This window comes from uncultured Sutterella sp., assembly GCF_937923675.1.
Taxonomy (GTDB): Bacteria; Pseudomonadota; Gammaproteobacteria; order Burkholderiales; family Burkholderiaceae_F; genus Sutterella.
This window is the reverse complement of sequence record NZ_CALDXB010000041.1, coordinates 1-5,546: the sequence shown is the minus strand read 5'-3', so window position 1 is coordinate 5,546 and position 5,546 is coordinate 1. Positions and strand designations below refer to the sequence as shown.

Annotated in this window: 4 protein-coding genes; 3 read left to right on the top strand and 1 reads right to left on the bottom strand. The window is 54.3% G+C overall.

Annotated features, from left to right (window positions below; genetic code table 11):
• The first annotated feature begins 35 nt into the window (after positions 1-35).
• From Q0106_RS05130 to Q0106_RS05120, 3 genes are all read left to right on the top strand, one after another.
• Positions 36-1,490: a sensor histidine kinase gene (locus Q0106_RS05130; RefSeq protein ID WP_297609791.1), complete on the top strand. Its 1,455-nt coding sequence runs from the start codon at positions 36-38 to the stop codon at positions 1,488-1,490.
• A complete protein-coding gene (locus Q0106_RS05125) occupies positions 1,480-2,121 on the top strand; it encodes a response regulator (protein ID WP_297609788.1) in 642 nt (213 codons plus the stop codon). The genes Q0106_RS05130 and Q0106_RS05125 overlap by 11 nt, the downstream gene beginning before the upstream one ends.
• Before the next feature lie 155 nt (positions 2,122-2,276).
• Positions 2,277-3,488: a DUF4143 domain-containing protein gene (locus Q0106_RS05120; RefSeq protein WP_297609785.1), complete on the top strand. Its 1,212-nt coding sequence runs from the start codon at positions 2,277-2,279 to the stop codon at positions 3,486-3,488.
• A gap of 173 nt (positions 3,489-3,661) precedes the next feature.
• Here the strand turns inward: Q0106_RS05120 and Q0106_RS05115 are convergent, their stop codons facing one another.
• The gene (locus Q0106_RS05115) at positions 3,662-5,443 is read right to left on the bottom strand and encodes a helicase-related protein (protein ID WP_297609782.1); all 1,782 of its coding nucleotides are present in this window, start codon (positions 5,441-5,443) and stop codon (positions 3,662-3,664) included.
• Positions 5,444-5,546 lie beyond the last annotated feature (103 nt).

Here is a 5,546-nt window from a genome sequence, read left to right as displayed (position 1 = left end):
TATTCTGCGCGTTATGGGAGGTTTGATAACATTTTATTCGACTAGCCAATGCCCTCAGGAAACGTGCAGACATTGACAAATTTGAGGATATGAAGGGGAAAAAAGCGACGGCCACAGGGCCGAATGCTTTTGCCGGCTGGCATATTGCGCTCGGTGAAATCGCGTCCCGAAGCTTCAACCCGGACCGCTTCTTCAGCGACCTGATCCCGAGCGGCCACGACATGACGCGGGAACTCGATCTTCTCAGGAGCGGAGCCGCCGATATCGCCGTCGTGCGCACATGCTTCCTGGAGGAACTCGCAAATGCCGGCGAGGACGTAAGCGACATCAAGCCGATAGCGGTGAAGCCCGGCATTCATCCCGCAGGATGCCTCTCTTCCACCAGGCTTTATCCCAACTGGACGATTTTCGCGACGCCCCGGCTTTCCCCGCAAAATGCAAGACTTGCCACTCAGGCTCTTCTCTCGATGCCTCCCGGGCCGCATGATCTCAGCTGGGGAATTGCGAGCGACTTCTCGAGCGTCGACAATCTGTACCGTGCGATACGCCGGGGGCCGTACGAATATTTGCGTTCTTGGACCTGGAAACGGTTCTGGGACGAATATAAAACGTATGTCCTGCTGCTCTTCTTCTCTATTGCCGGCCTTGCAGCTCACGCTGCCCGGAGTTCTTACCTTGTGCGCCTGCGCACTGCTGAACTCAAAGATGCGCTTCGCCGCGAGCAGGAAAGCGAAAAAAAGGCGCGCGTTGCCTCTGAGCGCATGGAGACGCTCAGACGTGCCGGCGCAGTCGGGCAAATGTCGTCAATCATCGCTCACGAACTTCGACAGCCTTTGAGCGCCATCGTGAGCTATTCGCAGGGCCTGCAGCGCATGCTCGACACCGACGTTCGTGCGCCTGCAGATATCCTGCTTGAAGGCATCAGCTCCATCCGGTCTCAGGCAGAGCGAGCCGAAGACATCGTCGGCAAAGTGCGAAGCTATGCCAAAGGCGAAGCACCCGCAAGAGTGCGGACGGATCTCGGTCAACTTTGCCGCAAAGCCGTGCGCACCCTCAACGATGCCAGGATTTCTCCGGTGAAAGTAGCCATTACCGCGCCAGCAGAAACGTATTTCATCCATGCCGATCCCATGGAGCTCGAACTCGCGATCCAGAATCTTCTGAGAAATGCTCTCCAGGCTGTCGCTAATACCGAGAATGGGGAGGTTTCTCTTATTCTTGACAGCTGCGAAGGAGCGGACGACCGCCGCCGAGCCGTCATTTCCATCTGCGACAACGGCCCGCTGCAGAATGACGAAAGCTTCGAAAAGCTCAATTCCATCCTGACATCAAGCAAGATTGAAGGGCTTGGTCTCGGACTGGCTATTGTTCGCACGATTGCAGAAAACCTTGGCGGAAGACTCAAATTCGCGCGCCGCCGGCCTAATGGCCTCACAGCGCTCCTGATCCTCCCGCTTCAGAACGAAGAAAAGCGAAGCAATGAATCCTGACAAGCCTCTCATCCGAATTGTGGACGATGATCCCTCCCTTCGAGATTCGCTCGAATTCATGCTGAAGTGCGAAGGATATGACGTCATCTCCTTCGCAGACCCTAAAGCATTTCTTGCCGGCGACATGCCGAGTCGACTCGGCTGCGTCATTCTCGATGTACGGATGCCCGGCATGTCAGGGCTTGAATTGCAGGAAATTCTTACCGGGCGAGCCTACGAGTGCCCTATCATTTTCCTGACAGCTCACGGCGATATCGACATGGCTGTTCAGACCATGCGCGACGGGGCATGCGACTTTCAGCAAAAGCCCATAAAGCCGGCTACCTTCCTGCCGGCAGTCTCGCGCGCCATTGAAAAGGACCGCGCCCGCAGAGGCGGGGCAACCAATCTGCTTGATGAACTGAAGCGATTCAGATCGCTCAGTGAACGTGAAAAAGAAATTGCTGAAAAAGTAGCACAAGGCTTCACGAGCCAGCAGATTGCCGAGCAGCTGGGCATTTCCAAACGAACTGTCGACCACTATCGAATGGCCGCGCTCACCAAAATTGAGCTGCGAACGCCGGCAGAACTCGCCGGTTTCTTTGAACGAATACGTGTTTTTCTTGCTTCCCATGAGTCCCAGACGTTCTAACGAGTGAAGGCATCATCCTTCAGACTTCTCCTGTATTGCCTCCGGAAAAGAAGCTCTGATTTCCGAGTGCTTCATCGACAGGCAATCCGTTTTTTCAGGATTTCTCTTCCTGAAAAAACGAACCTAAAGGTTCTGAAATTCAGGAAAGGCAAGTCATGGCATATCTCCGACGGACGCTCGAAAAAGTCATCCCGCAGCTTTCAGGAAGCTCCAAAGGCATTCTTCTTTCCGGCATGCGGCAGACGGGAAAGACCGAGCTCATGAAGCATTTCGGGAGCGACAGACCGTACGTGACGCTCGCCGAGCACGAAATCCGCGACAACGCAATGCATGCGCCCGACCAGCTGATTGCCGATTGTCCGCCGCACGCCATCATTGATGAGATCGAGTGGGCGCCGGCGCTGTTCCCGGCGCTTGAGACCTTCCTCGACTCCCGGGACGACAGCGGGCTCTTCTGGCTCTCGGGCTCTCAGCGCCCGGCGCCCGGGGGAGGAATCGCCGACACGCTTGTCGGTCGCATTGCCCTGCTCAACCTCCTGCCGCTCTCGATATACGAACGTGAAAGCAAAGGCCTCGAGCAGCAGCCGTACCTTCCGGACTTCAGTCTGAAACAGAAGCTTGAAGCCCGCTCGCCTCTCGAAACCTGGAAAATCGTGTTTCAGGGCGGCTTTCCCGAAGCTCAGAGCCTGAGCGGAGATGACCGGAAGATTTTCTTCGACAAGCTGATCGACAACGTCATTGAGAAGGACGTTCCGCAGCTCAATTCCATCGAAAAGCGCCTGGCTTTCCGGCACTTTCTAAGGACGCTGGCGGTCCGGAGCGGTCAGGTGCTCAATTGCACCGCACTGGCTCAGGCCTGCGGACTGACGATCAGGACCACCCGAACGTGGCTTGCCATCGCCGAAGCGAGCGGCTTCATCTTCATGCTGCCGCCCTTTTTCGAAAACATCGGGAAGCGCCTCGTCAAAAGCCCGAAGCTCTACTTCATCGACACCGGCCTCCTCTGCAGGCTCATGGGCATTCGGACTCCGAAGGAAGCTGCAGCTCATTACAACGCCGGAGTCATTTTTGAGACCTTCGTGGTTATGGAAATCGTCAAGAGCTGGCTTCACAACGGCTTGACACCGGACTTCTACTTTTACCGCGATTCAGATCAAAACGAGATAGATCTGCTCATACGCTGTCAAAACAGATTCTTCCCCGTTGAGATCAAGGCGGCAGAAACACCCAGAATCTCCATGCTGAAGAGCATTCGATCCTTCAGAAAGATCAAGTCGGGCTGCGGCACCGCCGCGCTCATCTCTCTTGTCCCGGAACCCGTGCCGCTTGATGCGAACGCGGTGAGCCACAACATCTGGGCAATTTGATTCCCCGATGTGATGGTTCATAAAAACGCGCCAAACAAAAGAATTCGCTTCCCATACGAGGCAGCAGCGGCAGCAAGCATGACTGAAGCCGCGCTGCTCGGTATTGGTTCATTTTAGGCAACAGAATTGCGGACTCTTTCCGTCAACACCTCATGAATATTTAACATACACTTTCATCGTCCACGATACTTTTCTTTCACCGCCTCCAGGCTCAGGTCGACTTTGAACATTCCCTTCACCAGGGGACCAATGAGCGGCCGCTTCTTCCACATATCCGCGCCGGTCTCCGGCGCGTTGCAGCCGTCATTGCTTGGCTCCAGCTCTTCTTCCTCCTCAGTATCCTTCTCTTTATCTGCTTTGTCGCTCTTAAGCTCCTCTTTCCGCTTCTGATGGGCGTCTGGAAGATTGCGCCGGCGACTGCCGCCGGCAGCATTGTCGTCATTTGCCGATTGCTCGAGAATCACCCAGTTTTTCCGGCCGAAAACAAAATCCTGCAGGTCCGCACGTTCAAGCAAAACCTCATATTTGTACTCGTCGTAGCTGGCAGACAGGAACGGCACGGCGACGATTACCGGCTTGCCGCTGACTGCGGCTAAAGAGCCGCGTCTATCGATTCGTCCAATGCGCTGCTCAAGCTTCGCTGGATTCCAGTTGAGGTCGTGAAGAATGATGCGCCGGCAGAAAAGATGCATGTCAACGCCCTCCTGACTCACCGGCGTACAGACAAGAACGGCCGGCGCATCGGGCGACGCAAAACTTGCCACTATCCTCGAACGATCCAGCCTGTCGGTGTCGCCTTTCAGTTTACGGACCGAATTGAAGTTGCATGCGTTGGTCGACTCCGAATCATCTCCGGCATTTGAGGAAAGCTCTGGCCTTCCGAGAAGCTGATCTGCTGCAGCCATGATTTGCTGTCTGACCTTTTCAGTGTTCTCTCTATCTTCCAGAACAATCCCTTCAGCCCACCGTAATGCGAGCACTGTTCGCACGTCGTAGTGAGCCTGATCCATCGTCAGATGCCATGGTTTCCCGGGAAAAGCGGCTTCAAACGACACCTTTGCAGCTTCCTCCAACGCCTCCTGAATTAAGCTTCCGGCCTCCGCCGCCGTTAGTTTTTGCAGTTGGCCCCCAATACGATCTTCCTGAACCTTCAGATGTTTCATTAAGACCTGGTCAAAACATTGCAGCGCCGCATCCTTTTCCTTATCAAAGCGATGTTGAATCTCCGCCGCCACAACTTCAGCAATAGCATCCACGGTCTTTTGCCACTCGCAAAAGACCACCGTCTTTTCTCCGCACTCGAAGAGGTTATGAAGGATCAGCTTTACGGTTTTCCGTACTTTCGGGTGATGAATGTCTTGAAGTTCCTCCTTGAGAGGGTCAAGAAACGCTTCTACGTATTCATGTACCCGCGGGTTTGCAGCATCCCCCTTCACCTTTTTGTTGTAGACCGAACTGTTGAAAAAGGCTTTAAAACTGGATCCGAGACCCAGCATCAGATCCGGGGTCCCCGTTTCCGATTTATTCCCCTTGGCGATGGAAGCGATCCTCATGCAGACCCGGCACAACAGCTTTGCATCATTATCAATTCCCTGGACGCGATAGAACCCGTCTCTTCCGCAACTCTCAGTTGATGCGCACTGCAGAAGCTTGTCGACATCCTTGCCGCAGAAATATTGCCGATTGTGCTTTGCCAGATTCTTCATCATGAGCTGAACGAGGTGCCCCTGAAAGTCTCCGCTCAGCGCCTTCTGAAAGTCCAGAAGCTTCTTCGCAAGATTGCGCACTCGATCGCACCGGGAACCGGAGGCTTCCTGCCAAATTGCTTCAGGCTTCAGGGCTTTACCATCTTTCGTCGTCAGCGACGGCAAAAATTGCTGATCTTCCTCACAGAGTGCCTTGACTGCTGTTAAAACGGCACTCTGCGTGTCGGTTGCCGTTTGAAGGGACTGCATGACGTTTTCATAAAGCTCAAGTTGCTTTGACTTTGGCTTAAGGCTCGTCTCCAGGGCTGACGCACATTAATTTCTAATTTCAGCTGGAATCTTTTGATTTTCA

Bases quoted from the DNA above. Each gene is read 5' to 3' on its own strand.
- Q0106_RS05125 (WP_297609788.1), top strand. From the start codon at position 1,480: ATGAATCCTGACAAGCCTCTCATCCGAATTGTGGACGATGATCCCTCC.
- Q0106_RS05120 (WP_297609785.1), top strand. From the start codon at position 2,277: ATGGCATATCTCCGACGGACGCTCGAAAAAGTCATCCCGCAGCTTTCA.
- Q0106_RS05115 (WP_297609782.1), bottom strand. From the start codon at position 5,443: ATGCAGTCCCTTCAAACGGCAACCGACACGCAGAGTGCCGTTTTAACA.